The organism is Corynebacterium sp. MSK044 (genome assembly GCF_030232825.1).
Taxonomy (GTDB): domain Bacteria; phylum Actinomycetota; class Actinomycetes; order Mycobacteriales; family Mycobacteriaceae; genus Corynebacterium.
Genome location: NZ_JASPJJ010000002.1, coordinates 183,855 through 210,671 on the forward strand (window position 1 = coordinate 183,855; position 26,817 = coordinate 210,671).

Below are 26,817 nucleotides of genomic sequence, written 5' to 3' on the forward strand. Positions count from 1 at the left end.
CCTGGCACTAAGGGTGGAGTGCGAAATCCTTCACCGCTTGCGTAATACGGCAAAGAACATCGCGTCCGTACCGTGGCGGTGTGGCCACATTTGCACGCTTGGGTGAGCGCCCACGTTCTCCATGCCGCAGGCGAACTCGTGTGCGTTGAGTTCCTCGACAGAACCAGAAGCAAGAAGCTTATCGACGATCCCCCGCGTCTCCCTCACATCCGGCGAACACGTGGAGTACACGACAACCCCGCCGGGCTTTGTTAGTTCGATGGCGGAGGTCAGCAGCTCCTCCTGGAGAGTGTTGAGCTCCTTGATGTCGCTCTCGGACTTGCGCCAGCGGGCCTCCGGGCGGCGTCGCAGAGCACCGAGGCCGGAGCAGGGAGCGTCAACGAGGACGCGGTCGTAGCCAGGCTCCAAACCTGGGTTGCGGCCGTCGCCGACGTGCACGGTGACGGGGAGGTCTTGAGTGGTCTTGCGGATGAGGTCGGCTCGGGTCTCGCTGACCTCCACGGCGTCAACGTGGGCGCCGTCAATGGCGGCGATGGCACCCATGAGAGCTGCCTTGCCACCCGGGCCAGCGCACAGATCCAACCAGCGGCTGCTGTCCGCATTGACGGGAGCTTCCGTCACTGCACGGGCAATGAGTTGAGAGCCCTCGTCCTGAACCGCTGCCATGCGATCGCGGACCGGCTGCAGCGCGCCGGGATCACCGCTGTCGAGGTACACCGCGTATGGGCTGTAGCGGCCTTCTTCCCCACCCGTCGTCAGGGCCAGTTCTTCTGCGGAAAGCTCACCCGGGCGTGCAACCAGGTGCACCACGGGGCGCTCCGAATCGGCGAGGAGTGCCTTCTCGAGTTCCTCGGCCCCCGCGCCCTCGGGATCGACGCCGAGTGCGGTAGCAAAAGAGCGCGCAATCCACTCCGGGTGCGCTGTGCGGAAAGCAACAGCAGCGAGCGGCTCGGTAGGGCTGACCTTCTGCAGCCACTGTGACGCTGGGGTCCGAGTGACAGTGCGCAGGATGCCGTTGACAAAGCCCTTTGCTTTGGCCTGACCAGCAGCCTCCACGAGACGGACAGACGTATCCACAGCAGCGTGCGCATCCACGCGGGTGTACAACAGCTGATAAACGCCCAAGCGCAGAGCGGTGAGAACGTTCGGATCAAGGTCAGACAGTGGGCGCGAGGAGCACTCCCCGATCACCGCGTCCAGGACACCCTGGGAACGCAGTGCGCCGTAGGCAAGCTCCGTGGCAAAAGCCGCATCACGGCCTTTGATCTTCCGCTCGCGGAGCAACTGGGGCAGAACAAGGTTCCCGTAGGCGTCTTCCACCTCCACCCGGAGCAGAACGTCGAAGGCTGCCTCACGCGCCTTATCCCCCATGCTCTGAATCTGGTGCGCTGGTTGGGACGACTTCCTTTGCTGCGCACTCTTGGTGCGGGACCGAAAACCACCGCTCACTCGAACACCACTCCCTCAGCACTCTGCAGACCACGGGCCCAGTCGGCGGCGGCCATCATCTTCTTTCCTGGTGGTTGGATCATCTGCAACACCACCGGAGTCGTCCCGGTGCCCACCGTCACGGAGTTCTTGGTCACGGTTAGGTGGCCGGGGCTGGCGGGGGCCAAGGAGTCGCTGATAAGCACGGGTCCGACCTTGACCCGTTGACCGTCGAGCATTGTCCACGCGCCGGGGCCTGGGGTGTAGGCGCGGATCGCACGGTCGATGTTTACTGCGGGTGCAGACCAATCAATCCGGGCATCATCTTTTTCGATCTTCGGCGCGTAGCTGGCCTCCCCCGCCTGCGGCGTCAGCGTTGCTGTGCCGGCAGCGAGTTCATCCATGGTGCGGACGAGGAGATCCGCACCGTCGTAGGCCAGGCGCGTGAGCAGGTCATCCGCCGTATCAGTGGGACGGATCGGCTCCGACAACTGGCAGATGATGTCGCCCGTATCCAGACCGGTGTCAATGCGAAACGTGGTGGCGCCGCTGAATTCATCGCCGTGCAAAATTCCTGCCTGAACAGGTGCGGCACCGCGCCACTGCGGCAACTGGGAGAAGTGCAGGTTCACCCATCCGTGTGTGGGAATGTCCAGGTAGTTCTCTGGGATGAGGTTGCCGTAGGCGACCACTGGGATGGCATCCGGGGCAAGCTCCTGCAGTCGGGCCTTCACGTCCTCGCTCCCCTTCAACGTGGTCGGGGTAAGAACCTCAATGCCGTGTTCCAACGCCAAAGCCTTCACCGGCGAGGGGTGCAGAGTACGCCCACGGCCCCGCTTCGCATCGGGGCGGGTCAGCACTGCAACAACCTCATGGTCAGAAGCAATGAGCTTCTCCAACGCAACAACCGCCGGCTCAGGCGTGCCAGCAAACACAAGACGCATTATCTGTTCTCCTCTTCCCTAGCTTTCCCAAGCCCTCGACTACTGCTGCTCGTCGGACCGGAACCAGTCCATACCGCGAATGATTTCCATTGTTTCTTTCCGCACCTCTGGATCAAGGCGGCGCAGATACAGCACACCATCCAAATGATCCGTCTCGTGCTGAATGCACCGGGCCAGCAAACCACTGGCACTGATGGTCACCGGACGGCCCATCACATCAAAACCACGGGCGATCACGGAATCATGCCGCACTACTTCCGCCTGCACATCCGGGATAGACAGGCAGCCCTCCATACCAATCTGGACCAGATCACCCACCGGCGCCCACTCCGGGTTCACCAACGCGCCGCGCAGCCCATCGCAGTCATACACGAAGATGCGCTGTGCCAGACCAATCTGATTAGCGGCTAAGCCCACACCACCAGCATCATCCATGGTTTCGAGCATGTCGGCGGCGAGGGTGGCCAGGACGTCGTCGAAAAGCTCAATGCTTTGCGCTTCGGTATTAAGGATCGGATCACCGAAAATCCGGATGGGGCGAACTGTCATGGGCGCGAGTCTACCTAGGTGCAGGGGTGGCCTAGCCGATGTGCATCGGGTTGACCTGAATCCGCAGCGGCGCATCCTGCTTGCGCGTTGCCCGGTTCACATTCGCAGCGCGCAACGCCTTGCCCAACGCATTGCGGGATGACAGCGGCGTGCGAATGAGCACGCGCTGCGCCTCCCCCAACGTTGCGCGGTCCCACTCACCCGGCAGATCCACACCGGGCGGCAGATCAACCGGCCCAAGAATATCCACCTGATCAGGCAGATCGATGTGCTCCAAGAAATCAGTCAGCGCTTCACGCGGCGCATCGACGGCCGCCATATGAACCGCTGGCGGGAAACGCACCTCGCGGCGGGCGGCCAGTTCCAACGCCGCGTGGCCAGGCGCGTCCCAACGAATGAAATGCTGCACGACGGGAAGGCTCGGATCCGCCACAACCACGACATCCCCGCCTTTGCTATGCGGGGCGACAAGCGTGGCCGCCGCCATCCACTTGTGCATCGTCTCCTCTGTCGCGCGCAGGTCAGGGCGCCCCAACAGCGCCCACGTATCCAGCAGGACCGCGGCACCATACGTGCCACCTCCTTCAATGCGGGGCTCCGCGCCCGGTGTAGCCACCACCACGGCGGCTTTATCCGGGATCTCTGCGTGAATGCGCTCACCCCACGAAGAAATCACGGTGGCAGGGGCAAAAGCCCGGCCGAGTTCCTCAGCGGTGCGCTGCGTGCCGAGGACGACGGCGCGCAGACGGTGCGAACCGCACGAGGGACACGAATACGCACTATCAATCCGCCCACACCACCGGCAGGTGGGTGCTGCTGCTTCCCCACCACTGGGCAATCCCAACGGGCCATTACACGCACGACAACGCGCCGGAGTGCGGCAGATACCGCAGGCCAACGCCTGGACATAACCCGCACGAGGAACCTGAAACAGCACGGGCTTGTTCTCCGCCAAGGCGCGGCGGGCCGCAGCAAAGGCAACAGAGGGCACGCGCGCGGCACCGGCACGCGGGTCCCGCTGCAGCTCAAAATCACTATCCCCCGCTGCATGGATGTGCGGCGAGCGAGTGCGCAGCGCATTACGGGCAGCCACCAACGAGTGCATCCAGCCAGACTCCACCAGTAGTTGTGTCTCCGCTGTCCGGCCGTGGCCACCGATGATGAGGGAAGCTTTCTCCACTGCTGACCGCGTAGTCAACACCTCCCGCGCGTGGGTGTAGGGCGCGCGGGGATCCACCAGGGAATCGTCCCCATCAAACATGACCACCGCCAGCTTCAGGTTTTTCACCGGCGCAAAAGCAGCAGAGCGCGTCCCAATAACCAGCCGCCCCTGCCCATGCAGCACTGACAAGAATCGGCTGTATCGTGCCTGCGGCCCAAGAGAGGCCGTCAATGTGGTGATCTGCTTCGGACCAACGTGTTCTGCCAACGCCGCGGCCATCCGGTCCACGTCCTTCTGGTCGGGTAGGACGATGAGGGCCCCGCCACCGTCGATAGCAACCTTAGCTGCCAATGCCGCGAGCGCTGCTGCCCAATCATCACCGGGAGCGACCTGCCATGCGGCGCGTGCGAGTGTCCCCGTGACCACGGCATCCACGAAAGATTCGCCGTACTCATAGGCACTCCACGCGGAAAGGTCCGGCTCTGTGGCCTCCCCCTGCTCCTCCCATGGCGAGGTGGTGTCGGTCTGCTCCGCCTTCACGTGGCGCGGCGGAATAGCGGTGCGAAGAATATCCGAACGCACCGCCGCGTAACGGTCGGCCAAGTTATCCACCAGGCTCCGGATTTGCTCCGGATAGACAACCTCAGGCGAAATCACACGCTCAATGAACCGGATCTTGCCTTCATGATCGGATGTGGCCACGCGCTCCAGCACCAGCGCATCCGCCAGCCGGCCAGCGAAACGAATGCGCACACGAACCCCCGGCTGCGCGGCTGCTGAATCTTCCTCGGTGACCAGGTAATCAAAAGGCCTATCTAAGTGCGGCAATCCAAGAAGCGGCAGCACGCGCACCACAGGGAGTTTGGCGGCGAGCGTTTCTGGCATGGACATGATCCTAGCGGGCACCCACGACACCCCCTTCGTGGTTCGTTTTTTACCAAGGCAGAGGGCATAATCTATGCGTCTTATTTTCCTGTTTCTGCTTCACCGTCTGCCCATGCGCACCCGGTGCGATTTAGTTGGAGTCTGCGTTTAACTATGAAACGTTTGCTCACTTCGGGCGCCGCTGCTGTTCTCACTGCACTGTCCATGCTTGCTGGCACGGGCATGTGTCATGCTGAGCCCAAGGCAATATTGGTGGGCACGGGTTCGGGTGTGTCACACCCCCTGGATCAGGACCCTGCGCCATCGTTCCGCATTGGCAGGTCCCCCTTGCCGCTGAAGCTGAAACCGATTGCCCCGCTGATTCCGCCTGCCCCGGGTGAGATCAATGAGTTTGAGCAGGTGTGGTGCGAAAACTGCGTGGCCATCACCTATGACGATGGCCCGGTACCCAACACCAATGTGCTCTTGGACGTGCTGAAGAAGAAGCGCGTCCACGCCTCTTTCTTCCTCGTCGGCGGTAATGCGAAAGCTTATCCGGAGATTGTGAAGCGGCTGCATAACGAGGGGCATGACATTGGCAATCACACATTGAACCACCCGCAGCTCACCGCGTTGAGCAATGCCCGCGTGGCGTACGAGGTCGATTCCACAAATACGGCTATCAAAGAGGCCGGTGGGCGTTACCCGAAGTGGATGCGCCCACCTTACGGCGCGACTAATAACCGTGTTGCTTCCGTCATCGGCTCCCGCGACCAGGCAGTGGCCCTCTGGGATGTAGACACGGTTGATTGGCGCCACCGCAGCACAGCAAAGACATGTTCAATCGCCGTTGCCCATGCGCAAGCAGGCTCCATCATCCTCATGCACGATATTCACCCAAGCACCGTCAATGCGGCCGAGTGCATTATCGACGGTCTTCGGGCCAAAGGCCTTCACCCCGTCAGCCTGGCAGAGCTGTTTGAGGAGCCCGAAGCCGGCGTCACCTACACCACCGCCAACGATGGCTAATGCCACTTAAGCCCCACCGCGGAACACACGGATCTGTTTGTTAGGTTTGTGGCCATGCAAAGCAACCAGGATGTCCCCGCCGACACCGAAACAGACGAGCAGCTAGACCGGTCAGGCTGGCAGAAAGCAACGCCCATCATCATGGTTCTGGCGTATGTTCTGGTCCCACTGATTCTCATCCCCGCTTTCGGCTCCGATAAAGCACTCATCCCGGTTCTGGTTTTTCTTTTTGGCAATGCTGCCGTCGCCGGCTTTATCGACGGGTGGACGTTCCGCAACACGTTCCCCTTACCCATTCTCGCTGGCGTGGGGTTCTGGGTTGCCAAAGTGCTCTATTTCAATGACGGCACTTTCATCTATGCATTGGGATGTGCCGTGACGGCAGCTATCGCGATGTTCGCCGGGCAGGCATTGCGTAAAGAACCACAGGTGAGCGCCTAAGCATGGACCGTCAAGAACACTGCGCCGACCTCTCGTGTGTAGAGGTCTGGTCCCTGCACCATCCCCGCTATGGACTCATTGAAATTCGCGCGGGTTTTGATCCTGATTTCGCCCGCATCCACGACGATTGGCCGGGCAAGGAAAGAGCAGGCCACCACCTCTCTGCCGAAAGCAGTTTGAAAGAGCGCATCAACGCCCGACGAACTAACCCGCAAACGCGTGTTGAGATCCTCGTGGACGGAGTCCCCCAATACCGCTTCGACCAGCTTGAGTCGGGTCGGTACAGCGTGTTTTCTGCAAAGGCCCCAGACAAGCTCGAGCCGATGATCTCCCTGGGCGTGGACCGCTCCAAGCCCCACGTGAAAATTGTGGCTAGCCCCTTTAAGGAAATCTTGCACGTGGATTTCCGCGAGGGATCGTCCGTCGTTGAATTTGATCCGCCACAGGGTTCGCGGGGCGAGAAACGCAGACAGTCAATGGAGTCCAGCTCATTTCGGCGCACGGCAATCCCCATCGTCGAAGGGATCGGCAAGGGCGGTTGGGCGCTTCTCCTGTTGGTGCTCGGCCCGATTCTGTCCCGCTTTCTCGATTGGCTGCTTCAATTCGTGCCAGATTGGGAACTGCCGGATATCACCTTGCCACACCTTGATCTGCCTGTGCCGCAACTTCCGCAGCTGACATTGCCCACGCCGAACATCAGGTTCCCAGACATCCCCTTGCCTGAGATCCCCGAGTGGGTTGCGCTGCTAGCTGAGTACTCCAAAATCTGGGTGCCGGTGCTCATCGGCATCGCGCTCGGGATCATTGCGCTGCGCAATCACCGCAAATCAGAGGCCGAAAAAGAAAAATGGGCCGAGCAAGAAGGCGTCGAAACGCTTTCCGACGATGCCCGGCCCCTTACGCAGTAAGCCTTAGAGGCCTGCTGCCGCACGCAGGTCGTCGACCTTGTTGGTCTCCTCCCACGGGAATGCAACATCGGTGCGACCGAAGTGACCGTATGCAGACGTTGCGGAGTAGATCGGGCGCAGCAGATCCAGCTCACGAATGATGGCTGCTGGGCGCAGGTCAAAGACCTTGTCCACTGCCTGCTGGATCGACTCATTGGTCAGGCCCTCAGCAGCCGTACCGAAGGTCTCCACATAGAGGCCCACCGGCGTTGCGCGGCCGATGGCGTACGCAACCTGCACCTCAACCCGACGTGCCAGGCCAGCAGCGACGATGTTCTTGGCTACCCAGCGCATCGCGTATGCAGCAGAGCGGTCCACCTTTGACGGGTCCTTGCCGGAGAACGCGCCACCACCGTGACGGGACATGCCACCGTAGGTGTCCACGATGATCTTGCGGCCGGTCAGACCAGCGTCGCCCATCGGACCACCGAGCACGAAGGAACCGGATGGGTTGACCAGCAAGGTGGTGTCCTCGTTGTAGTACTGGCCCAGGCCAGCGTCCTCGATAACCCACTCCAGCACGTGCGTGCGCAGGGCGTCCTCCAGCGCCTGGCCGGTGAAGTCCGGGTCGTGCTGGGAGGAGATGACCACGGTGTCCAGGTAGACCGGCTTATCCCCGTCGTAGGCAAAGGTCACCTGGGTCTTGCCGTCTGGGCGCAACCCCTGAACAATGCCCTCCTTGCGCACCTGCGTCAGGCGACGGGCCAAACGGTGTGCCGTGGAGATCGGCAGCGGCATAAACTCCGGGGTCTCATTGGTGGCGTAACCAAACATCAGGCCCTGGTCACCAGCACCGGACTGGTCTTCCTCACCAGTCGACTCGTTGGTGCGAACCTCAAGCGAATCGGTGACACCGTCGGAGATCTCAGCGGACTGATCACCAATCGCGATGTTCACGCCACAGGTGCGGCCATCAAAGCCGACCTCAGAAGAGGTGAAACCAATTTCAACGAGCTTGTCACGCACAAGCTTGGCAATGTTGGAGTACGCCTGAGTGGTCACCTCGCCCACAACGTGGACCTGACCAGTGGTCACCATCGTTTCCACTGCCACGCGCGACAGCGGATCTTGGGCGAGCATGTCATCGAGGATGGTGTCCGAGATCGCGTCGCAGATCTTGTCCGGGTGGCCTTCAGTGACGGATTCACTGGTGAACAGGCGGTAGAACGGGTCGGTCATGGGATTGCAGGTCCTTACAGGTGAGACGGCTGTCAAAAGAAATGCGCGCCTTTACGGCGACTGTGCGCACCCAAGAATAGACCAAGCTGTCTAATTCTGTCGAATCGACTCTCCAGCACCTGACGTGATCTTCTCAATCGCATCCCAGATGCGTGCCGCAACCACGTGTTTCGGCCCATCCGCAATCTCTTCTGTCGAGCCATCCGCACCAAGCAGCCAGCCACTGTTGCATAGCTCACCGAAGACTTTGCCGCCTGCCACGGAATTCACCATGAGCATGTCCGCACCCTTGCGCGCCAACTTCGCCCGGCCATTCTCTAGTGGATCATCAGTCTCGGCCGCGAAACCCACGATCGTCGCGGAAGTCTCTCCGGCTTCTCGCTTATCGACGAGCCCCCTCAAAATATCCGGATTCTCCACCAACCGCAGCGTCGATAAAGCATCATCCGCCTGCCCTTTCTTCAACTTGGAGTCGGCTTCGTTTTCAGGGCGGTAATCGGCGACAGCAGCTGCCATGATCACGATATCGGCGTTCACCGTAGCGGCGTCGACCGCTTCCTTCATGTCGCGGGTGGAACGTACACGAACGATCTGTGCACCAGGAGGCGTTTCCAACTCATCGGTGTCACCCGCAACGATGATCACATCCGCACCGCGATGAACCGCAATATCAGCGAGCGCAAAACCTTGCCTGCCGGAGGAACGGTTGCCGATGAAGCGCACTGGATCGATGTTCTCCTGCGTACCCCCTGCGGAGATCACAACCTTCTTGCCTTCAAGTGAGCGTGTGAATCTTCCAGCTTCCACAACCGTGCGCGCCATCGCTGCAATCTGGGATGCCTCTGGCAACCTGCCCGGACCGGTATCCGTGCCGGTCAAACGCCCATGAGCGGGCTCCAGCACAATGACGCCCCGGCGACGCAGCGTTGCTACATTGTCCTGTGTAGCTGGATTCTCCCACATCTCCGTGTGCATGGCGGGCGCCAGCACCACCGGGCATGTAGCCACGAGCACCGTCGCAGTGAGGAGGTCATTTGCACGACCGGCTGCGATCCGGGCAATGGTGTCCGCCGTAGCCGGCGCAATAACAATCAGGTCAGCTTCCTTGCCCACGCGGACGTGCTGCACCTCATCCACGCGACTGAACACACCAGTGTCCACGTGGTGGCCGGACAGCGCTTCGAAGGTGGCAGCACCCACGAAATTCAGCGCCGACGGGGTCGGCACAACGCGCACACTGTCCCCCGCTTCTGTGAACTCACGCACCAAGTGACATGCCTTGTATGCAGCAATTCCCCCGGAAACACCCACAACTACGTTAAGGGCCTCTTTTTTATCTCCACCAACCCCGGTATCAGCACCGGTAGTCTCAGCAGTGTCCAGGTTCTGTGCAGCCATGTCGCTCATGGCCCCCGAGCTTACCTGCCACCGCATCCTCGGCTAGCGGCGAGGCTCACGCACCCAGGCACCAATAACACCAGGCACAACCTCAGGCGCTTCCCCTAGAAGTGCTTTCAAGTTACCTTCGCGTTCTACCGCCGATGTCACCGCTTGCACCCGGCCACGCTTCTGCTGCTTGCCTCCACGTGCTCCCATCCCGGGCGCCACACCGTACCCACCGGCGCCACTCGCTGCATTAACAGGCCCTCCAGCCCGCGCCCCCGCACCGGACGAACCAGCAATCATGCCGTTCGCACCAGCGCCAGCGCCAGCACCGGAACCAAAACCGTTGCTTCCCACACCGGACATACCCGGCCCCACACCGCCACCAAAACGGCCTGCACCAGCACCGAAACCTGATCCCGCACCGGCACCAAAGCCAGCGGCTCCTCGACCGGCAAACGGCATCGGTGCAGCTCCACCGAAACCTCCCAGTCCGCCCGGTGAGCCAAACCCACCTCCGAGACCACCGGCACCAGCTGGCGTCATGGTGCCACCCAGGGGTGCACCACCCATCGCTCCTACCGGTGGCAAGGTAGGCGCCGTGGCACTAGCGACCTGCGTGGGTGTCGCTCCGGAGGCAATGAAGTCCAACATCTCCGGATTGGGGCGACCTACCTGCTCAATGATCTCGGCCGGTGTCGACGCATGCGCAAGATCTTGCCACCCAGCCTCAGTCAAGGCCTGACTTACCACCTGTGGCAATGCCTGCTGGGTGAAGTCCGGTATCCCAGCACCTGAACCACCTTCATCCATCAATCCCCCCTTGGCTGAATCCAGAGAGGGCAGCAGCTGATGGAAGCTCGGCACCGTCGGATGCAACTCCGTGGTGAGGCGTGGCCCATACGTATTCAAATAGGCCTCTTCGATCCCTTTAGCCGCTAAAGGATGCGCCGTTGCCCGTGAGGCCGCCAGCACTGATGCCGCCTGAATCGCACTAGCCTCACTCAGCGTCACAAGTCCGCCAGTATGAACGCCTAGCACCTCAGAGTTGGTCAAATAGCGTGCACCTGCCAAAGCAACCAACTCCACATGGCCCATGGCCGTACTCACCGCTTCCGTCTCCGCGGACCCTGCCAGCAGCCTCAAGGCCTCTGGCACCTTTTCAAGCGCTTGACTCAGCGTCGTGGCGGTTGAGAACCAGTTTTGCGACACCCCCATCATCGACGCCACATCCGTCGCGGCCAACTGGGATACCAACCACTCCAAATTCAGTGGCCTCCCCGCGATGGGAGTAATAACACTAAAAGGATTAACCAGGGGCTGCTCCAACGTGGACGTAACCAACCCACCTGAAACATCCCCACCCGGCGAATTAAAGGACTCCCCGATCCCCACATCCACCGCTGTAAACCCATCAGCCTGCTCCGACAGCAGCTTAGCCGCATTGGCCAGCAACGTACCCAACCCCCGCGTCGCCTCAGGCTGACTCACCGCACTAATCGAGCCGTGCATCTGCCCGGCCTGATCGAAGCCGGAGACAGTCGAGAACGCGCCCAGACCGACTCCGTGCACGACTGAAAGATCTCCTCCTAGCTTTTGGGCTGCCGACGCAAGCAATCCAGCACCGTCTTTAACAGCTTGTGCGTCGAAGTACATCCCCATTTTTAACCCCCGATTATTTGTTTAATTTTGGTAAAACTCTTCAACAATCTGAACTGCCGAGTCACACAATTCATCAAGCTCGGCTGACTGAAATCCTTCATCGACGATCAAGGACAACTGCCCGCGAACCGTATCTACCGCCGCCACACACCCAAGCCCCCAGTCACCTTGGCCCTTGTAAGTAATAAGACCGGGGATAACCTCTGAAGCCGATGGGTTGATCACCAAGTCCGGCACGGTCCCTAAGTAATCGGTAGTGGCTGACGAAGTGACAATGGAGTATGCCCTCTGGATATCTCGCCCAACGAGGCCACAGCCAACGCCCCCACCATCCAGAACGCGTTGGCCTTCCAAAGGCTCCAGCCCCACCGCCGCGAACTCCTCCGCCGAGATTTCGGTGCAAGGGTTGAAGAGGTTGTCCTTGATGGCGTTGTAGTCGAAGTCGCCGAGGACGAGGTCGCCACTGGCGAAGTGGAAGGCTGGAGCGCCGGTCTGGGATGCAGTGTGGGACTCGGAGGCTTCAGCTGGTGTTGCTGTGTCGATCGTGCCGTGAGGTTCGGCGGTGGTTTCTCCGGTGTCCTGGAAAGGTGTGCAACCAGTCAGTGCCACGGTCAACATGACCCCCGTGATGTAGGAGAAGCCCCTGTGCTTCATATCCGCCTACCCCCCGGATTTCTAGGTGGATCCTCACATCTTCGTTTGCCCCGGCACTGACCGGCTGCCCTTTGAATATGGCATGGTTTCCTCAGATTCGGAACACCAAACTGTCCACTAAAGTGGACATTCAACGACGCAACGCGCTGACCAGCAGTTTTCTCTTAAATATTCCTGAATGCTTCCTTAGAGTAATACCCCCGTTCAGGGGGAAATAATTGTTATAGGTGAAACAAATAACCATGTCAAGGCGACTTGGGAGGGCGGGTCGAGAAGGGGGACGTCGATAAGCGATTGAGAAACTCTTAGAAAATTGAGCGCGCTCGAACGGCAAAACGCGGGCCCCGGCTTACACCGAGACCCGCGCTAAAACTGATGAGTTGAGGCTTACTGGCCTTCCTCATGCTCCAAGAGACCGTGCTCGATCTCACGCAGAGCGATAGACAGAGGCTTCTCCCCCTGCTCCGGAGTGACCAGGGGGCCGATGAACTCGAACACACCCTCATCCTGCTCCTGGTAGTAGCTGTTGATCTGACGCGCGCGCTTAGCGGCGAAGATCACCAGAGCGTACTTGGAAGACACCTTGGTCAACAGCTCATCAATAGGCGGTGCCGTGATGCCTTCAGGTGTGTCATACACCTGCTCGTTGACATCGACATCAGCCGAAGTAGCCAGATCGTTGGTCACGTTGCTCACTTACACCTATTCATTGGTCGGACGATTAACGGACAGAAGAATATCACTAATCCCTGAAACCGCCTCATCCAGGTCCTTGTTCACAATGACTGTGTCGAACTCATCCTGGGCGGCAAGCTCCTCACGCGCCGTTTCAAGGCGACGTTCAATGACATCCTGAGATTCTGTCGCGCGGCCGGTCAAACGATCAACCAGCACTTCCCATGACGGTGGAGCAAGGAAAACAGTCGTTGCTTCCGGCATGAGCATCTTGATGTTGCGAGCGCCAGCAAGATCAACCTCTACGAGCACAGGACGGCCGGCTTCCATAGCCTCACGCACTGGACCCGCTGGAGTGCCTGAACGCTGCAACCCGCTGTGGATATCAGCCCACTCGAGCATCTCACCCGCGTCGATCTTGTCCTGGAATTCCTCAGGTGTGACAAAGAAGTAATCCTTGCCGTGAACCTCTCCCGGACGTGGATCACGCGTGGTCATGGAGACGGAGAAGTACAGATCTTCCACTGACTCCCGGAGGCGCTGAACCACAGTTGACTTACCAACGGCAGAAGGGCCAGCCAAAACAACAAGCCGACCCTTCTTATTCACGGTTGTCACCGATTAGTCCGCGAAGCCAAAACGCTCGAGCAGTGCACGGCGCTGACGCTCGCCGAGGCCACGCAGGCGACGGGTCTGAGCGATCTCCAGCTCTTCCATGATCTCGCGTGCCTTGACCTTGCCCACCTTCGGCAGAGCCTCCAGGAGAGCAGAGACCTTGGTCTTGCCGATGATCTCGTTGGACTCAGCCTTCGCGAGAACTTCCTTCAGGTTGGTCTCGCCGCGCTTCAGGGAAGCCTTCAGCTCTGCGCGCTGCTTACGTGCCTCTGCAGCCTTAGCCAGAGCTTCCTGGCGCTGCTCCGGGGTCAGTTGGGGAAGGGCCACTTCGGTTCCTCCATAAATAGTAGGGGTTAGTTAGTTTTTGACAGTCCAGCATTTGAACCGACTCGACACTATTGCACAGCTGCTTTTCTAATTACAACCGTGTGATTGGCCGATCGCGGTTCAGTTTAACACTGGCCCTTGCATAACGCGGTAACACTACCAGTGTTTCGGCATGTCACCGCGTCGACGTTTTCAACCTACCAGCAGTTTTAGGTTTTTCGCTAACTAGGGTTCGATTAGGTTGATGAAACCTGTTCTTTTGCCCGTTTACGCAGGTCTTCAACGTTCGGGCCAGCGGAGAGCACGGAGCGGGAAACATTCGGGAAAACAAGATGGCTGTTTGCGCCCGCAATGCGAGCGACATCAGACATCGTTGCACCCTGCGCCCCCACGCCAGGCATAAGCACCGGCGCGTTGAGGTGCTCTAACCGCGGCGGGTTCTTCACCGTGGCACCAACGACAACCCCAACGTGGCCCACATGGCCGATGTCGGTCTTGTTGTATTGAGCGCACTCATCAACCATGTGCTGGGCGACGGTGCCACCAGTGCTGCCTAGCTGCTGCTCCTGGAAGGCTTCGGCCTCCGGGTTGGAGTTGGCCGCCATGATGAACACGCCACGGCCCTTCTCCCCCGCCAGCGCAATGGCGGGGTCTAAGGAACCGACGCCGAGGTACGGGGTGAGAGTCACGGCATCGCAGCAGAGCGGTGAGGCATCATCGAGCCAGGCCGCCGCATAGCCAGCCATGGTGGAACCAATGTCCCCACGCTTAGCATCAGCGACAATGAGGGAGCCGCTACCCTTAGCGGCGGCGATAACCTCCTCCAATACTGCGAAGCCCTTGGAGCCAAAACGTTCAAAGAACGCCACCTGTGGCTTGATCAGGGCCACGTGGCCCGCAAAGGCTTCCACGCAGCGCAGCGAGAATTCGCGTAAGCCCTCTGCGTCATTGCTCAGCCCCCAGGCAGCAAGAAGCTGCTCGTGCGGGTCGATTCCTACGCACAGACGGCCGTAGTCCACGCCTGCATCAACTAGGCGTGCGCCAAAGCCTCGCCCAGTGCTCCCCTGGCTCATCTACTCCCCTGCCTGAACGTTGTGCTCGAGCTCTTGGAGGCTCGTCACAGTGATCTCATTGTCACGGAGGGATTCGATGCCCTGGACAGCCGCGGTAACACCCTGCACCGTGGTCATGATCGGCACGTTGGACACCACTGCGGCGGCGCGAATGTCGTAGCCGTCGTGGCGTGCACCGGCAGAACCAGCCGGAGTGTTGAGCACCAAATCAACCTCGCCGTCCAAAATGCGGTCGACGATGGACTTGCCCTCAGCACCAGCGCGGACGGCAGAAGCCTTGAGAGCGACCTCACACTCGATGCCGTTGCGGCGCAGCATCTGTGCAGTACCTTCCGTGGCCAGGACCTTGAAGCCCATGGTGGACAGGCGCTGGATTGGGAAGATCAGCGTGCGCTTGTCGCGGTTGGCCAGCGACACGAAGACAGTGCCTTCTGTGGGAAGTTCACCGAAGGCAGCGGCCTCAGCCTTGGTGAAGGCAACGCCGAAGGACGGTGCCAAGCCCATGACCTCACCAGTGGACTTCATCTCCGGGCCGAGGATGGTGTCCAGCACGGCACCGTCCGGGCGACGGAAACGGGTGAACGGCAGGACAGCTTCCTTCACCGCAATTGGGTGATCAAGTGGCAGGGAACCACCGTCGTAAGTAGACGGAATGATGCCCTCCTCGCGTAGGTCGGCGATGGTAGCGCCAAGCATGATGCGCGCAGCAGCCTTGGCCAGGTGGACGCCAGTGGCCTTGGATACGAACGGCACGGTGCGGGAGGCACGCGGGTTGGCTTCAATGACGTAGAGGATGTCATCCTTGAGGGCGAACTGCACGTTCATCAGCCCCTTCACACCAATGCCATGCGCGAGCGCTTCGGCGGAACGGCGGACCTTGTCAATGTCGTCTGGGCCCAGAGTCATGGGCGGCAGTGCACACGCGGAGTCACCGGAGTGAATGCCGGCTTCCTCAATGTGCTCCATCACGCCGCCGAGGTAAACATCCTTGCCGTCGCAAAGCACATCCACGTCAATCTCAATGGCGTTGTCCAGGAAGCGGTCCACCAGCACCGGGTGGTCCGGGGACAGTTCGGTTGCGCGGTTGATGTAGTCGCGCAGGTTCTCCTCGTCGTAGACGATCTCCATGCCGCGGCCACCCAGGACGTAGGACGGGCGGACCAGCACCGGGTAACCAATACGGTTCGCCACCTCGCGGGCGCCTTCGAAGGAGGTTGCGGTGCCGTAGGCCGGGGCAGGCAGGTTCGCGGCTTCCAAGACCTTGCCAAACTCGCCACGGTCCTCAGCCAGATCGATGGCCTCAGGGGTGGTGCCCACGACGGGCACACCCGCGTCCGCAAGTTTCTGTGCAAGGCCGAGCGGGGTTTGGCCACCCAGCTGGACGATCACGCCGGCGACGGTGCCGGTGGCTGCCTCAGCGCGGTAGATCTCCATCACGTCTTCGAAGGTCAGTGGCTCGAAGTACAGACGATCAGCGGTATCGTAGTCGGTGGACACGGTCTCCGGGTTGCAATTGACCATCACCGTCTCATAGCCCACGCGGGAGAGCTCGAGGGCGGCGTGAACACAGGAGTAGTCAAACTCAATGCCTTGACCAATACGGTTCGGGCCTGAGCCGAGAATAATGACCTTCTCGCGCTCGCTCTCCTTTTCTTCCTGCGCGGAGCTTGCAACGCGCACTTCGGTTTCCGCATTCGGGTCATATTCATACGCGGAGTACAGGTACGGCACCTTCGCCTCGTAGGCACCAGCGCAGGTGTCTACCGTCTTGAAGGTCGGGGTGATGCCCAGCGACCAGCGCAAGGAACGCACACCGTCTTCGCCGGCAAGCTCAGGGCGCAGAGCAGCGATCTGGGCATCGGACAGGCCGAAGACCTTGGCCTCGCGGAGCAGTTCGGCGTCGAGCACCGGGGCGCTTACAAGCACATTGCGGAACTCAATCAGTGCAACGAGCTCCTCGAGGAACCACGGGTCAATGCCAGAGGCCTTGTACACCTCATCGACGGTGGCGCCGAGGCGGAGGGCCAACTCGACGTCGTAAAGCCTTTTGTCCGTAGGCACCTTGAGATCCTCAAGCACAGCGGCGACATCCGTGGCGCGCTCGCCGGCGAAGTACTCATCCGGCTTGGTCCAGAAACCGTTCGGCTTGTCCTCCATGGAACGCATGACCTTGTTCAGGCCCTGGATGTAGTTGCGGCCAATGCCCATGGCCTCACCCACTGCCTTCATGGAAGTACCCAGGGTCTCATCGGAGCCCGGGAACTTCTCAAAGGCGAAGCGCGGCATCTTCACAATGATGTAGTCCAGGGTTGGCTCTTCCAGTGCAGTGATGGCGCCGCCGGTCATGTCATTGGGGATCTCATCGAGCGTGTAACCAATGGCTAGGAGGGTTGCCACCTTTGCAATCGGGTAGCCGGTTGCCTTGGATGCCAGCGCGGAGGAGCGGGACACGCGCGGGTTCATCTCAATGGTGATCATGCGGCCATCCACTGGGTTGATGGCGAACTGAATGTTGCAGCCACCGGTCCTCACACCTACCTCACGGATGATGGCCTTGCCCTGCTCAATCATCGTGGCTACTTCGGGCTCAGTCATGGTGAGCACCGGCGCCACAGTGACGGAGTCACCGGTGTGCACGCCCATCGCGTCCACGTTTTCAATGGTGGCGATGGTGATGCAGTTGTCATCCTTGTCCCGGATGAGCTCCAGTTCGATTTCCTTCCAACCGAGGATGGATTCCTCGATGAGGACATTCGCCTCGGGCGAAGCCGTCAGGCCATCACCGGCAATGCGGTGCAGGTCATCCATGTTGTATGCCAGACCGGAACCCAGACCACCCATGGTGAAGGACGGGCGGACAACGCACGGGAAGCCAAGCTCAGCGACGGTCTCTTCGACCTCTTCCATGGTGAAGCACACGCGGGAGCGAGCGGATTCGCCGCCGATCTTTTCCACGATGTCCTTGAACTTCTGGCGGTCCTCACCGCGCTCAATCGCGTCAATGTCTGCGCCGATGAGTTCAACGCCGTGCTTGTCCAAGATGCCCAAGCGATCCAGCTTGATCGCGGCATTCAGCGCGGTCTGCCCACCCAGGGTTGGCAGAATCGCATCCACCGGGTGACCCTGCTCCTTCTCGCGGGCCAGGATGCGGTCAATGTATTCCGGCTCGATCGGCTCGACGTAGGTGTGGTCGGCGAATTCCGGGTCGGTCATGATGGTGGCCGGGTTGGAGTTCACCAGCGTGACGCGCAGGCCTTCAGCCTTAAGCACACGGCATGCCTGGGTGCCTGAGTAGTCGAACTCGCAGGCCTGGCCGATAACAATCGGGCCGGAGCCGATAACCAGGACGTGATTAAGATCTTCTCGCTTCATTTTTTTCTTCTCCCTGGTTTCTCTTAGGCTTCTTGCTTTTCTGCGATGATCTGGCCGCGCACGGTCTCACCCTTGCGGGTGGCGTCCGCGATGGCGCGGATGAGCATGCGGGTATCTACGCCCCACAGGCCGGTGACGTTCTGTGCGGTCATTTCTTCCTCGAGGCTGCGCTTCGCTTCATGGTTCGAAGCGATGCGTGAGAGGTCACGGATGATCACTGCGGAGACGGTGATGTCCGTCCTACCCTCGCCGGCACCTTGACCTGTCCAACCAACGTTGCCGATCTCCGGGGTAGCGAAGACGAGGATCTGACCCGAATGCTCCGGGACGCACATCTGCTGCTCGTAGCCGAACATGTCGGTGGTGAATGTCACCTCACCAGCAATGTCTGCGGCCGGCGCTGCGCCGAAGAGGAAGCCCGGGAACGTTGCACCGTTATCCAGCACGAGATTCGCGCGCGTGCGATTGCTTATCGACGAGGTGGTCTGGGTGTTCTGTGACTGGGAAGCTTGGTTAGTTGTTGTCACTGTTATGCCTTCTTTGCGGAGTAGGTTGTGGTGCCGCGCAGCCACGTGGAAATGACGCGGGCTTTGAATGTGGAGCCTTCATAGGGCGTGTTTGTGGATTTGGAGGCCATCTCAGTGCCATCAGCGGTCCACGGCGAATCCGGGTCGATGAGGGTGAGGTTGGCGGGCTCACCCACGGCGATTGGTCGCCCGTGGTCCGTCAGACGGAGGATTTCAGCCGGCCGTTCGCTCATGACCTTGGCCACGAAGCGCCAGTCCGCCAGGCCGGATTCGACGAAGATCTGGGCGATGATAGCCAGGGAGGTTTCCAGGCCGATCATGCCGGGCTTGGCGTTTTCAAACTCGACGCACTTGTCTTCAGAGCCGTGCGGTGCGTGATCGGTGGCCACGACGTCAATCGTGCCGTCCAGTAGCGCGTCGCGCAGCGCGAGCGTGTCCTTGTTCTCACGAAGTGGTGGGTTGACGCGGTAGACACCGTCGTAGGTTTCCAGCTTGTCGTCCGTAAGCAGCAAGTGGTGTGGGGTGACCTCAGCGGTGACGTCAATCCCCTGCTCTTTGGCCCAGCGCAGGAGGGATACGGTGCCCTCGGTGGAGGCATGGCAGAGGTGGTAGCGCCCACCGTAGTCACGGGTCATGATCAGGTCGCGGGCAACGATGGATTCTTCCGCCACCCGTGGCCAGCCGCGCAGACCCAGACGAGCAGCGTTTTCACCCTCGTGGGCGCAGGAGCCCTCGGTCATGCGGTGGTCCTCAGCGTGCTGTGCCAGCACAACGTCATAGGCCTTCGCGTACTCGATGGCGCGGCGCATGAGCTGCGGGTCGTTGACACAGCGACCGTCATCAGAAAACATTCGCACGTGACCACGGGACATCAGCCCGATCTCGGTGAGTGTCTCCCCACCGAGACCCTTGGTGATGGAACCCACCGGATAAACATCGCACTTGCCGTAGGCCTGGCCCTTTTCCCACACCGCGTCGGCGAGGAAAGGCTGGTCGATGACAGGCTGGGTGTTCGCCATGGTGAACACAGCGGTGAAGCCGCCCGCCGCCGCAGCATCCGAACCCGTGGCAATGGTCTCCGTGTCTTCACGGCCCGGCTCACGCAGGTGCACGTGGACGTCGACAAGACCCGGCAGCAGCACGTTGCCGCCACAATCCACAACCTCGGAGGCACCGGTGAAGGGTGCATCACCGATGGACTCGATGACACCGGCCTCCACGTTGATGAGGATGTTCGTTTCGTCTTCGCCGTAGGGGCGGACATTATTCAAAGCGAGTGTTGTCACTGCCCTACTCCTTTCCTTCCAGCGCATCGTCGCCACTGGCTAGCAGGGTGAACAGCACCGCCATGCGGGTGTACACACCGTTTGTCACCTGGTCGAGGACCACGGTGTTGTCGCGGTCGGCGACATTGAAGTTGATTTCCATGCCGCGCAACATCGGCCCCGGGTGCATGATCAGGGTGTCAGCGCCAAGCTTGTCAGCGCGGTCCTGGGAGAGCCCGTACAAGGTGGCGTATTCGCGGTGGGACGGGAAGAAGCCTCCGTTCATGCGCTCAGCTTGGACGCGCAGCATCATCACAACTGCGGGTTTATCACTAGACGCGATCTCCGCGTCAAAGTCATAGGCCACGCGGCACGGCCAGTTCTCCACACCGGTGGGCAGCAGAGTCGGCGGTGCAACGAGCACGACTTCTGCGCCGAGTGTGGACAGCAAGTCCACGTTGGAGCGCGCCACGCGGGAGTGCAAGATGTCACCGACGATGAGCACTTTCTTGCCTTCGACGGAACCAATGTGCTGGCGCATGGTCACGGCATCAAGCAGTGCCTGCGTCGGGTGCTGGTGCGAGCCATCGCCCGCATTAATAATCGCAGCACCCGGCACCCACTCACGCAGCAGATTCGGCGCACCGGAAGACGGGTGGCGCATGATGATCGCGTCCGCGCCCACGGCCTTCAAAGTGGCGGCGGTGTCTTTGAGGGACTCGCCCTTCTTCACACTGGAGCTGGATGCAGACACGTTGATCACGTCCGCGCTCATCCACTTGCCCGCCGTCTCAAAAGAGGAACGGGTGCGGGTGGAGTTTTCGTAAAACAGCGTGAAGATGGTGCGCCCGCGCAGGGTGGGCAGCTTCTTCATCTCACGGCCATCCAGGGCTTCACGGAAACGGTCTGCCTCATCCATCAGCCCGATGATCTCTTCGCGGCTCAAGTCCGCGATGCTGATCAGGTGCTTCATTATTCCTCGCCCTCTTTCATCAGGAGGACGGCATCTTCACCGTCGATAGGCGTGAGCGTCACAGTGACGTCCTCGCTCAGTGCCGTTGGGATGTTTTTGCCCACGTAATCCGCGCGGATAGGCACGGCGCGGTGGCCGCGGTCCACGAGGACGGCGAGCTGGATAATGTCGGGCCGGCCGATAGCGCTCAAGGCGTCGAGTGCGGCGCGGATCGTGCGGCCGGAAAACAGCACATCATCAACCAGCACGATGGTCGCGCCGTTGATATCACCTGGAATGTCCGTGGGTCTCAATGCACGGTGCGGGCGGCGGCGCAGATCATCGCGGTAGAGGGTGACATCCAGGCTTCCAACAGGGACGTTCACCCCCGCGAATTCCTCAATCGCCGCGCCGATGCGCTGGGCCAAGGGCACTCCCCCAGATGGGATGCCCAACAGAATCACCGTTGGTGCACCAGGTGAATCGAGCGCTGTTTTCTCGATGATTTGGTGCGCGATGCGTGCAATCGTGCGCGAGACGTCACTGGCGTCAAGCAACTTCGTGGCACTCATCGAACCTCCTTCCCCGCCTCTCTGTGCGGAATTTAAAGGATGCTTCTTTTTAGCGCCTGCCAATGCTTGGTAGACGCTTGCAACACTAGCACTTTTTCCACTCGTTCACCCCACATCGCAGACCACATCACCGCCCACTTAACCCCCAGTGCAAACTAACCCGCCAAGCCTACAACCAACACAGGTAACCTTGGATGCCATGACCACACCCAATGAGAACCACCCTCCGGAGCTCACCGAGGACGATCGTGTCCGCGAGGTCGGCCTCGCCGACATCGCCGCCGTACTTGAGGGCGAGGGCTTGGAATACCGCCTGGAAGAGCCCGTCGTTCGCACCGGCTTCATCAACGCCGCGATGGTGTTCACCTTCGACGACGGCACGCTCGTCTTCGAATCTGTGTGGCGCGGCGAGTTCGCGCCGGAGGATGTGTCCTCGCTCCTTTACGCCACGAATGAGTACAACCAGTCACATTTCACGCCAACTCTGCGTTTCTTCCAGAGTGAGGAGAACACCCTGGCCATCACGGGTATTCGGTCGCTTGATGCAAGTCGTGGCTTATCGACGAACCAGTTGGGCGCCTTCATCATCACCTCCATCAACGCAACCATGCAGGCTTTCAATTTCTTGGCTGAGTCTTTCCCAACAGCCGTGACGTGGGAGGAGAACTAAATTGACTACCGCGAATTCAACCCCCAGCCTGGTCACCATTGACCGCATCGTTGATGCTTTCGCCCAGTCCGGCGTGGGCGTCACCGCTGATTCCACCGGCCGCGTGGCGCAGGGCACCCACGACAACCTGGAACTCCTCGTTGTGCTGCTTGACTCCGTGTTCATCGTCCGCGCTGATTCCGCCACGGACACCGCCGCCGACTCCCCTGACGCGAATTACTACCTCGCCGCCAATGAGGTGAATTCCACCCTCATCGGCGCTCGCGCCATCGTGGGCAACAAGTCAGAGAACCTCGTCATCCGCACCGAGGCCGAAGTTTCCGTTGCCGCTGGTATGACCGACGAGCAACTCCGCTCCGCCTCCGACCGCGCTGTCAAGGCTGTTGTCAACGCACACAATGCCATGTCCGCCCTCTCCGAGCAGATCAGCGAAGCCCAAGCCAAGCTTGCCGACGACACCCCATAACCAGGAGGCCCCACCATGACCACCCCTTACGGCAACACCTACCCACCCCAGGAGCCGCAGGACAACCAGCCCTACGGCACCCCACCTCAAGGCGCCCCGCAGTACCAGCAACAGTCCTACTGGCAACAACAACAGCCGTACGGTCAGCAGTCCTACGGGCAACAGCCCTACGGCCAGCCCAACCCGTACCAGGCAATGGACAAGAACGACTCCTCCACTGGCGGGATCCTGTCCACCATCTTCACGGCCGTCACACTGGGGCTCCCTCTGCTCATCTTGATTGGTACCTTCATTGCGCTTGCCATCGGCGTGTTAGTCGTCCTGTTCGCTGTGTGATCTGCGTATTTACCAAAGATTGGACGAAAGATTGTCGAGTCCTACATTCGAGCAATTTCTCCAAAACAAAAAGGAGTACGGCGATTGTTCCAGCTGGGCACTCTAATTATGGGGCAAATTTCCTGAAATGACTCGCGCCGAGTAACCAGAGGCCTTCATCCCTACGCCACTCAAGTTGTTGGTTACATGCCCTAAATACCTAATGGGTCCGATTGGTTGAACCAGTCGGACCCATTAGTTTTGTGGCGCTGTCAGCGCAGTGGGATTACTGCTTCCGCGACCTGACCATCAGTAGCGCTCCGCCGGCAATCGCGGCGAGTGCCAATGCCACCAATCCCGTGACAGCGGCACCGGTGCTAGCCAGGTCCTTCTTAGGCCCACTCGGCTGACCTGGTGTGGGGCCTGGCGTCGGGGTTTCGGAGGTACCCGGTGTTGGGGTCGGCGTCGGAGTGCCAGACGGGGTTGGCGTCGGTGTCGGGGTTCCAGACGTTCCCGGGGTTGGTGTCGGTGTCGGCTTCGGGGTTGGAGTCGGCGTCGGCTTCGGGGTTGGAGTTGATGTGGGTGTGGGTGTGGGGGTCGGCCTTGGAGTCAGCTCCGGCTTACGGGTGTTCGTCACCGTGACCTGGTAGTCGCCGTCGACATTTTTCACCTCAACCTTGGATGTGAATCCCTCGATCTCGTCTTCCTTCACCGTGTAAGTGACCGGTTCCTCATCCACTACGGCTGGAAGGTTAGTGAACGTGTGCTTCCACTCGTTGTCAGCATTGAGTTCAACCTTGTCCCCCACAGGGGTGCTCTCCTCGCCCTGCTTGCGGATGAGCTGGACCTTCACGGACTTCGGCGTGTCCGTCAGATCTGCGCCCTTGTCGTCCTTCCATACCTTCTCAACAGTGACGTCCACCGGGGTGCGGACAGTGAACTGAGCAGAGGTGCGCATACGCAGCTTGGTGTTTTCAGCGCGGCCAACGGCCTTGTTCACCACAACGTCGCCACTCTTAGCGTTATGCAGTTCCGTCTTAATGGTGATCTTCTGCACATCACCGTAGGCCAAAGGAGCGTTCGTAATCACGCGCACTGCTGTGGCGTCTTCCTTCACGCCTTCTGTCCAGATGTTAGATGGCTTACCCGTTGCACCATTGATTGTGGCATTCGGATCCTCATCAACCTTCGCCGGATCGACGGTGGTGCTGTATACCTTGGCACCTGCAGCGCCTTCGACGCCTGTCACCTTGAACTTGCCTTCAAACTTCGAGCCCTGGGCATCGCCGTTGGCAGGAAGCACATCAATAACATCCGTCAGGTTCGACTTCGTTGGATCCTTAGACGTGAGTTCAATCGTCCACTCATTGGCAGCCACACCATTCGGCGCGGTTTCAATGACAGACTCAGCCACATTCTTCTTCAGTGACGTGTAGCCGGCCTGCGGCACTGTCACCTTCGCCTGCGCCTTGCGGGTTTGCCTCTGACTCGTCGCTGTTACTTCGTTCGTCAGAACATCACCGGGCTTCGCATCCTTCGGCATGATGGCCTTATAGTTGATGATGCCCGGGTTCCCGTCCTCCAAAACGCGGAGGTTCGGCTCAACGTTTTCCTTCGTCCACGTCAGCACCTGCTCGCCCTTGGAGTTCGTTGACACCTCAGGCTCAACATCAGCGCTGCCCGCGACATACTCCATACCCTTCGGCAGAGTGTCCTTGATTACCACCTGAGCATTAGGCATATTGGCAATCTCAGATTCCAGGCCGTAACGGATGGTGAAATCTGCTTCCTCACCCGGACCGTACTCCGGCTGCGCTGCGTCCTTCGCTACAACCGGCAAGGAACCCACCACACGCAGCAAATCGCGGCCAGGACCGGTGTACGGGTAACGCACCCCGTCAGTCACCACACCAGGACTGGCATAGGAAGGCGTGATCTCTTCTTCATCGGTAATACGCTGGAAGTAACGCTTAGCGTTAAGATCCATATTCCATTCGGTGTTGTCTTCCTCCAACACCGATGTAAACGTCCACACATCGTCACCAGGTTGAGCGTCATCATGGATCCGCTGCTCAACAGTCAGGTAGAAGCGAGACTTGGGGAGCTTGGACAGGTAAGCCTTGTCGTGTGGAATACGTACTTTAAGGGCCTTAACCGTGGATAGATCGGCCGGCTTGGTGTAACTCCAGCCGTCCTTTTCATCCTTCCCTTCATCAAACGGAGTTTCCTTCGTTCCGCATTTGAACAGGTTCGGGTCTTCCACCTCACCCGTGTAGTACAGGATCTTCAGGTCCTCGATGTGCTCACCGTAATAAACATTTGGTTTCGCCTCTGGATCAGCCACCACACGGGCATCGACGAAATCAACGCGCTTCGTATCTAAGGTGTTGCAGATCCAGGTGTCTGCAAAGCCGCCTGAATGATTAAACGAGTTACCCGGCCGGCGTGGGCCAATACCCGACACCGACATGACGGTGGCACCAGCAGGCGCACGAGAAGTATCGGACCAACCAATACCTGGGTAAGCCTTAGGCCACTGTGAAGCAACCACCCATGCACCAGTCCAGTTACCACGAACCAAGGGCGCCTTGTTCTCATTATTGGACGGGTCATCCTGAGCTGTTGAGCCATCTTCGGCGGTATACGTCGGCGCAGATGCCTCCAGGTGAATGTTGGTGTCCTCATTCTTATTTGGACCGGAGGTGACGTATGGCACCTTCACGCGAAGTTCACCAGCAGCAATGACCTCACGCGGGTGTTTGGGCTGCACCTGTGGCAGAAGCACACCATTCGAATCCAACTCCGCGCGCTTGGACGTGTAATCCAAATCAGACAACGTTAAGCGGAACGTGTTCTTCTTTCCCTCCACCGCTGTGAACTCACACGTAGGGAACTTCGTGGTTTGATTTTCTGGCTTGCCGGAAGCCGAGAATGGGTAGCCCGGCTGCACGCGATCGATCGGTGCGCAGGCGACATCCTGCAGCGTAATATCCTCGTCGTTCACGCCGTTGATGGTGATGTCATAGCTGACGGTGTCCGGCCCCTTCGCAGAGCCTTTTGCGTGAGCCAGCGAGAAGGGGAAATTCATGAACTGGAAGGTGTCCGGATCACCGGTCAGCGACGTCGCCGCGCCACCATCGAACTTGGCGTCCATGAGGAAAGGCGCAATCACAGGAATCTCAGGCAGCTCCGCCTCAAGCCCACGGAAGGTTGCCGTGGCTTTGACTTTCGACTTGCCCGGTCCGTCCACTTTCACACCTGACAGCACCATTTGAGCGGTTCCCTCATCACGCTCGCCGATGTCACAGGTCAGGGTGCGCTTATCTTCAGAAAGCTTCGAAGCGCCCTTGTCCCCACTCAAGCACTGGCTGGGAATCGCACCGAAATGAGCATTTTCGACGCTCACCGTGAGCAAGTTGTCTTTCGTCGGCCTGTTGCCTGGCGCCGCTGCTGAATCATTGATGTCCAGCCACCACACCATCGACAGCACATCAAGGCCGGAGGTCACCTCATTCGGCTGCTGTTTCCACTCACCAATGAGCTCATATGCTTTGGTGCCGCCACCGGCGGTTAGTCCATTGGAATCTGCAGCAGGTGCAGGTTCCTCCGCTGGGGCGTTATTTCCCTCGGCGGTCTCCGTGGCCGTCGCCATGTCGCTGCCAGGTGTGCCAGTAGCGGCGCTCCCAGTTTCAGTCGCGTACACAGATTGCGGTGCAAGCACCATGAACACTGCAAGAAGCATGGCG

The 26,817-nt window shown here is 60.0% G+C and carries 24 protein-coding genes; 6 read left to right on the forward strand and 18 right to left on the reverse strand.

All coding sequences use genetic code 11. The annotated features are described in order from the left end of the window. Window positions 1-30 precede the first annotated feature (30 nt). Genes QP994_RS02425 through QP994_RS02440 form a run of 4 tightly spaced genes read right to left on the reverse strand, consistent with a single transcriptional unit; the run spans window position 31 to window position 4,974 of the window. The gene (locus QP994_RS02425; protein WP_502869993.1) at window positions 31-1,449 is read right to left on the reverse strand and encodes an RsmB/NOP family class I SAM-dependent RNA methyltransferase; all 1,419 of its coding nucleotides are present in this window, start codon (window positions 1,447-1,449) and stop codon (window positions 31-33) included. Further along, window positions 1,446-2,372: a methionyl-tRNA formyltransferase gene (gene fmt / locus QP994_RS02430; RefSeq protein ID WP_284865246.1), complete on the reverse strand. Its 927-nt coding sequence runs from the start codon at window positions 2,370-2,372 to the stop codon at window positions 1,446-1,448. The genes QP994_RS02425 and fmt overlap by 4 nt, the downstream gene beginning before the upstream one ends. Before the next feature lie 39 nt (window positions 2,373-2,411). Then, window positions 2,412-2,921 carry a peptide deformylase gene (gene def, locus QP994_RS02435; protein ID WP_284865247.1) on the reverse strand — a complete coding sequence of 170 codons (510 nt, stop codon included), beginning with the start codon at window positions 2,919-2,921 and terminating at the stop codon, window positions 2,412-2,414. Between the two features lie 31 nt (window positions 2,922-2,952). After that, window positions 2,953-4,974, reverse strand: coding sequence for a primosomal protein N' (locus QP994_RS02440; protein ID WP_284865248.1), 2,022 nt, complete (start codon window positions 4,972-4,974; stop codon window positions 2,953-2,955). Between the two features lie 147 nt (window positions 4,975-5,121). Between QP994_RS02440 and QP994_RS02445 the strand changes: the two genes are divergently transcribed. From QP994_RS02445 to QP994_RS02455, 3 genes are read left to right on the forward strand one after another with little or no spacing between them, the layout of a single operon-like run. Continuing rightward, entirely contained in the window at window positions 5,122-5,976 is an 855-nt protein-coding gene (locus QP994_RS02445) for a polysaccharide deacetylase family protein (RefSeq protein WP_284865249.1), read from the forward strand. Between the two features lie 54 nt (window positions 5,977-6,030). Beyond that, window positions 6,031-6,417, forward strand: coding sequence for a hypothetical protein (locus tag QP994_RS02450; RefSeq protein WP_284855595.1), 387 nt, complete (start codon window positions 6,031-6,033; stop codon window positions 6,415-6,417). Between the two features lie 2 nt (window positions 6,418-6,419). Next, on the forward strand, window positions 6,420-7,325 hold the full coding sequence (locus QP994_RS02455; RefSeq protein WP_284855596.1) for a hypothetical protein: 906 nt from the start codon (window positions 6,420-6,422) through the stop codon (window positions 7,323-7,325). A gap of 3 nt (window positions 7,326-7,328) precedes the next feature. On the opposite strand, the gene metK is transcribed toward QP994_RS02455, so the two are convergent. The 13 genes from metK to pyrR all read right to left on the reverse strand — a co-directional run bounded on the left by metK (window position 7,329) and on the right by pyrR (window position 21,620). Continuing rightward, window positions 7,329-8,543 (reverse strand): methionine adenosyltransferase, encoded by a 1,215-nt coding sequence (metK, locus tag QP994_RS02460; RefSeq protein ID WP_284855598.1) that lies wholly within the window; start codon window positions 8,541-8,543, stop codon window positions 7,329-7,331. A 90-nt stretch (window positions 8,544-8,633) separates the two neighbouring features. Then, window positions 8,634-9,950, reverse strand: a complete 1,317-nt coding sequence (gene coaBC, locus QP994_RS02465; protein ID WP_284865250.1) for a bifunctional phosphopantothenoylcysteine decarboxylase/phosphopantothenate--cysteine ligase CoaBC — start codon at window positions 9,948-9,950, stop codon at window positions 8,634-8,636. Window positions 9,951-9,983: 33 nt separating this feature from the next. Further along, window positions 9,984-11,498, reverse strand: a complete 1,515-nt coding sequence (locus QP994_RS02470) for a hypothetical protein (protein ID WP_284865251.1) — start codon at window positions 11,496-11,498, stop codon at window positions 9,984-9,986. A gap of 111 nt (window positions 11,499-11,609) precedes the next feature. After that, on the reverse strand, window positions 11,610-12,242 hold the full coding sequence (locus QP994_RS02475; protein WP_284865252.1) for a DUF3558 family protein: 633 nt from the start codon (window positions 12,240-12,242) through the stop codon (window positions 11,610-11,612). A 387-nt stretch (window positions 12,243-12,629) separates the two neighbouring features. After that, window positions 12,630-12,938 (reverse strand): DNA-directed RNA polymerase subunit omega, encoded by a 309-nt coding sequence (gene rpoZ, locus QP994_RS02480; protein ID WP_284855603.1) that lies wholly within the window; start codon window positions 12,936-12,938, stop codon window positions 12,630-12,632. Between the two features lie 6 nt (window positions 12,939-12,944). Beyond that, complete coding sequence (gmk, locus tag QP994_RS02485; RefSeq protein WP_502869994.1) at window positions 12,945-13,526, reverse strand: guanylate kinase; 582 nt, start codon at window positions 13,524-13,526, stop codon at window positions 12,945-12,947. A gap of 12 nt (window positions 13,527-13,538) precedes the next feature. After that, window positions 13,539-13,859: an integration host factor, actinobacterial type gene (gene mihF, locus QP994_RS02490; protein WP_284855607.1), complete on the reverse strand. Its 321-nt coding sequence runs from the start codon at window positions 13,857-13,859 to the stop codon at window positions 13,539-13,541. Between the two features lie 236 nt (window positions 13,860-14,095). Continuing rightward, the gene (pyrF, locus tag QP994_RS02495) at window positions 14,096-14,932 is read right to left on the reverse strand and encodes an orotidine-5'-phosphate decarboxylase (RefSeq protein WP_284855608.1); all 837 of its coding nucleotides are present in this window, start codon (window positions 14,930-14,932) and stop codon (window positions 14,096-14,098) included. After that, entirely contained in the window at window positions 14,933-18,304 is a 3,372-nt protein-coding gene (gene carB, locus QP994_RS02500; protein WP_284865253.1) for a carbamoyl-phosphate synthase large subunit, read from the reverse strand. It lies immediately after the preceding gene. A 23-nt stretch (window positions 18,305-18,327) separates the two neighbouring features. Beyond that, on the reverse strand, window positions 18,328-18,831 hold the full coding sequence (locus QP994_RS02505; protein WP_284855610.1) for a carbamoyl-phosphate synthase domain-containing protein: 504 nt from the start codon (window positions 18,829-18,831) through the stop codon (window positions 18,328-18,330). A gap of 2 nt (window positions 18,832-18,833) precedes the next feature. Then, window positions 18,834-20,144: a dihydroorotase gene (locus tag QP994_RS02510; RefSeq protein ID WP_284865254.1), complete on the reverse strand. Its 1,311-nt coding sequence runs from the start codon at window positions 20,142-20,144 to the stop codon at window positions 18,834-18,836. Continuing rightward, window positions 20,122-21,069 carry an aspartate carbamoyltransferase catalytic subunit gene (locus QP994_RS02515; protein WP_284865255.1) on the reverse strand — a complete coding sequence of 316 codons (948 nt, stop codon included), beginning with the start codon at window positions 21,067-21,069 and terminating at the stop codon, window positions 20,122-20,124. Before QP994_RS02515 ends, QP994_RS02510 begins: the two co-directional genes overlap by 23 nt. Then, window positions 21,069-21,620 carry a bifunctional pyr operon transcriptional regulator/uracil phosphoribosyltransferase PyrR gene (gene pyrR, locus QP994_RS02520; RefSeq protein WP_284865256.1) on the reverse strand — a complete coding sequence of 184 codons (552 nt, stop codon included), beginning with the start codon at window positions 21,618-21,620 and terminating at the stop codon, window positions 21,069-21,071. The genes QP994_RS02515 and pyrR overlap by 1 nt, the downstream gene beginning before the upstream one ends. 199 nt (window positions 21,621-21,819) lie before the next feature. Here pyrR and QP994_RS02525 point away from each other — a divergent pair, with 199 nt between their 5' ends. From QP994_RS02525 to QP994_RS02535, 3 genes are read left to right on the forward strand one after another with little or no spacing between them, the layout of a single operon-like run. Next, window positions 21,820-22,290, forward strand: a complete 471-nt coding sequence (locus QP994_RS02525) for a YbjN domain-containing protein (protein WP_284865257.1) — start codon at window positions 21,820-21,822, stop codon at window positions 22,288-22,290. Window position 22,291: 1 nt separating this feature from the next. Continuing rightward, the gene (locus tag QP994_RS02530; protein WP_284865258.1) at window positions 22,292-22,756 is read left to right on the forward strand and encodes a YbjN domain-containing protein; all 465 of its coding nucleotides are present in this window, start codon (window positions 22,292-22,294) and stop codon (window positions 22,754-22,756) included. A gap of 15 nt (window positions 22,757-22,771) precedes the next feature. Continuing rightward, entirely contained in the window at window positions 22,772-23,092 is a 321-nt protein-coding gene (locus QP994_RS02535; RefSeq protein WP_284865259.1) for a hypothetical protein, read from the forward strand. A 265-nt stretch (window positions 23,093-23,357) separates the two neighbouring features. On the opposite strand, the gene QP994_RS02540 is transcribed toward QP994_RS02535, so the two are convergent. Then, window positions 23,358-26,813, reverse strand: a complete 3,456-nt coding sequence (locus QP994_RS02540; protein WP_284865260.1) for a Cna B-type domain-containing protein — start codon at window positions 26,811-26,813, stop codon at window positions 23,358-23,360. Window positions 26,814-26,817 lie beyond the last annotated feature (4 nt).